The following is a 2,072-nucleotide window of genomic DNA, read 5'->3' on the forward strand; positions in this document are numbered from 1 at the left end:
GTATTAAAAGTTGCGATTTTGTGCCATCGTTATTTTCCGAAGGAAAATATAAGATTGCAAAAAAAGCAACAACTTTTGGTTAAGCTAAAAATAGCAATTTTTTATACACTGTGTTAGCTTTTCGTTGTTTTTTATTGATGATTTTATGTTCAAATTTTTAGCTTTTTATTAATTTCTAATAAATTTTCATTTAAGTATTATTTCTTTTCAGTTCGTTTAAGTTACTTTGTATTCAAACATGGTTACTTTTCAGTTCGTTTAAGTTTCTCAGTGTTCAAGAGTGGTTACTTTTCAGTTCATTCGAGTTACTTAGTGTTCAAGAGTGGTTACTTTTCAGTTCATTCAAGTTACTAAGTGTTCAAGCGTGGTTACTTTTCAGTTCATTCAAGTTACTTAGTCTTCAAGTGTGGTTACTTTTCAGTCCGTTTAAGTTACTTAGTGTTCAAATGTAGTTACTTTTCAATTCATTCGAGTTACTTAGTGTTCAAACGTTATTGCTTTTCAATTCATTTGAATGACTTCATACTCCAAATCGTTTATTTTTCAGTAAATTAAATTTCATTAGATATAATTTAAAAACATATTCAAAAATTAGAAACTCCTTTTTCCGAGTTTGAGTGGTCAATGAAAGCTAACGTTGTTGTATAAGATTAGTTGCGTGTTTGCGTGCGAGGAATTTCCGAAGGAAATTCAGATGTAGCAAATACGCAACTACCTTTGTTTAAGCACAAAATAGCAATTATTTTTATACATTGTTGGCATTAGTAATTTTAATTCGATTTTCAGTTTTGCCATTATCCGAAATCAAAGTCAGTTCGTTATTTTCGCCTTTTTCCATTGTCCAATGAAATGACTTTATTCCAGTTTCCAAAACTTCGATTTTATTTTTTAATCGGTCGTAATAAATCAAGTCATTATTTGCTCTGGTATGAACTCCGCTTTTAATCGGATTAGAATTCCACTTTTGCAGATAAACACCATCTTCTGTTCTAAAAAACCAATCTCCAAAGAATTCCTTTCCGAAAGTATTTTTTGGTTCAGTTTTTAGATGAATAAAGACAGGTCCAAATCTTAATTCGCCAGCATATTTGCTTAATAATTTTAATTCCGAAAATGAAGTCAGAATTGCCCATTCATTTTTTTCGTCAGCATAAGAGTCGTATTCAGAATTTTTGTCAATTCGTTTACGCTGTAGCAGAAGAACAACGACCAAAATCCCAATCACTATGTATCCTATTGTTATTGTCTCCATTATTAATGCCAACGTGTTTATATATGGTTTGTTGCGTGATTTAAGCACCTAATTTAGTAAATAAATACTGACAAAGAAAATCCGCGAGGATTTTCGCAAGTAAGCAATAAGCCAGCAATAAATTATATATGGTGTTGCCAGTAGTTTTTATTCAGATTTATATTTATCAAATTCAGATTTGTTTATTTTCATAATTATAGTTGGTTTCTCATATTTTACTTTTCCTTTCTCATTTATAGTAGCTTCGTTCTCATTTGGTTTTTCCAAAAAGTACTCAAATTCCTTTTTTGCAAAATCATATTTTGACCAAGCAAAGGTTCCTTTTATTTTTTCATTATGATAATAGTCAGTTTCCGATTTTGTATTAATAATTCCGTATTCAATTACTTTCTTAAAATGACCATTTCTTGGTTTAGGTTTCCAATAGTAAGTTGTAAATTGGTCAGATTGATATTTTCTATTTTTCCAATTTTCTCCAATTTTAGGTATTCCTAATTTTTCACGTTCCGAATTAAACTCAATTCCGTGATTTTTATTTATTGGAATTATTAATTCGTAACCATATTTTATACCTATTAAAAAACCATAAAAAATAAGTCCTTGAAAAATTCCTTTTCCCAAAGTTTTTAAAGATGCTTTAAATTCAGATTTATTCTTTTTGTAATCTTTATAATAAGCGAATATAATTCCCAAAGGAACAATTATAAATCCAATTATGGTGAATATGTTTTGAGTCATTTTTTAATTCTGACTAACGTAAAATTAAGTTATTGTTATTCAGTAAGTTGCAAATCTTTATTTGTGAGTCCATATTTATGAA

General features: G+C 28.7%; 2 protein-coding genes. Both read right to left on the reverse strand.

The annotated features are described in order from the left end of the window. Window positions 1-745 precede the first annotated feature (745 nt). Window positions 746-1,225: a hypothetical protein gene (locus ACWYN7_RS17185; RefSeq protein WP_462861206.1), complete on the reverse strand. Its 480-nt coding sequence runs from the start codon at window positions 1,223-1,225 to the stop codon at window positions 746-748. Between the two features lie 174 nt (window positions 1,226-1,399). After that, the gene (locus tag ACWYN7_RS17190) at window positions 1,400-1,990 is read right to left on the reverse strand and encodes a hypothetical protein (protein ID WP_462861207.1); all 591 of its coding nucleotides are present in this window, start codon (window positions 1,988-1,990) and stop codon (window positions 1,400-1,402) included. Between the last annotated feature and the right edge of the window lie 82 nt (window positions 1,991-2,072).

It is taken from the genome of Polaribacter sp. M10 (genome assembly GCF_054968445.1).

Bases quoted from the DNA above. Each gene is read 5' to 3' on its own strand.
- ACWYN7_RS17190 (WP_462861207.1), bottom strand. From the start codon at position 1,990: ATGACTCAAAACATATTCACCATAATTGGATTTATAATTGTTCCTTTG.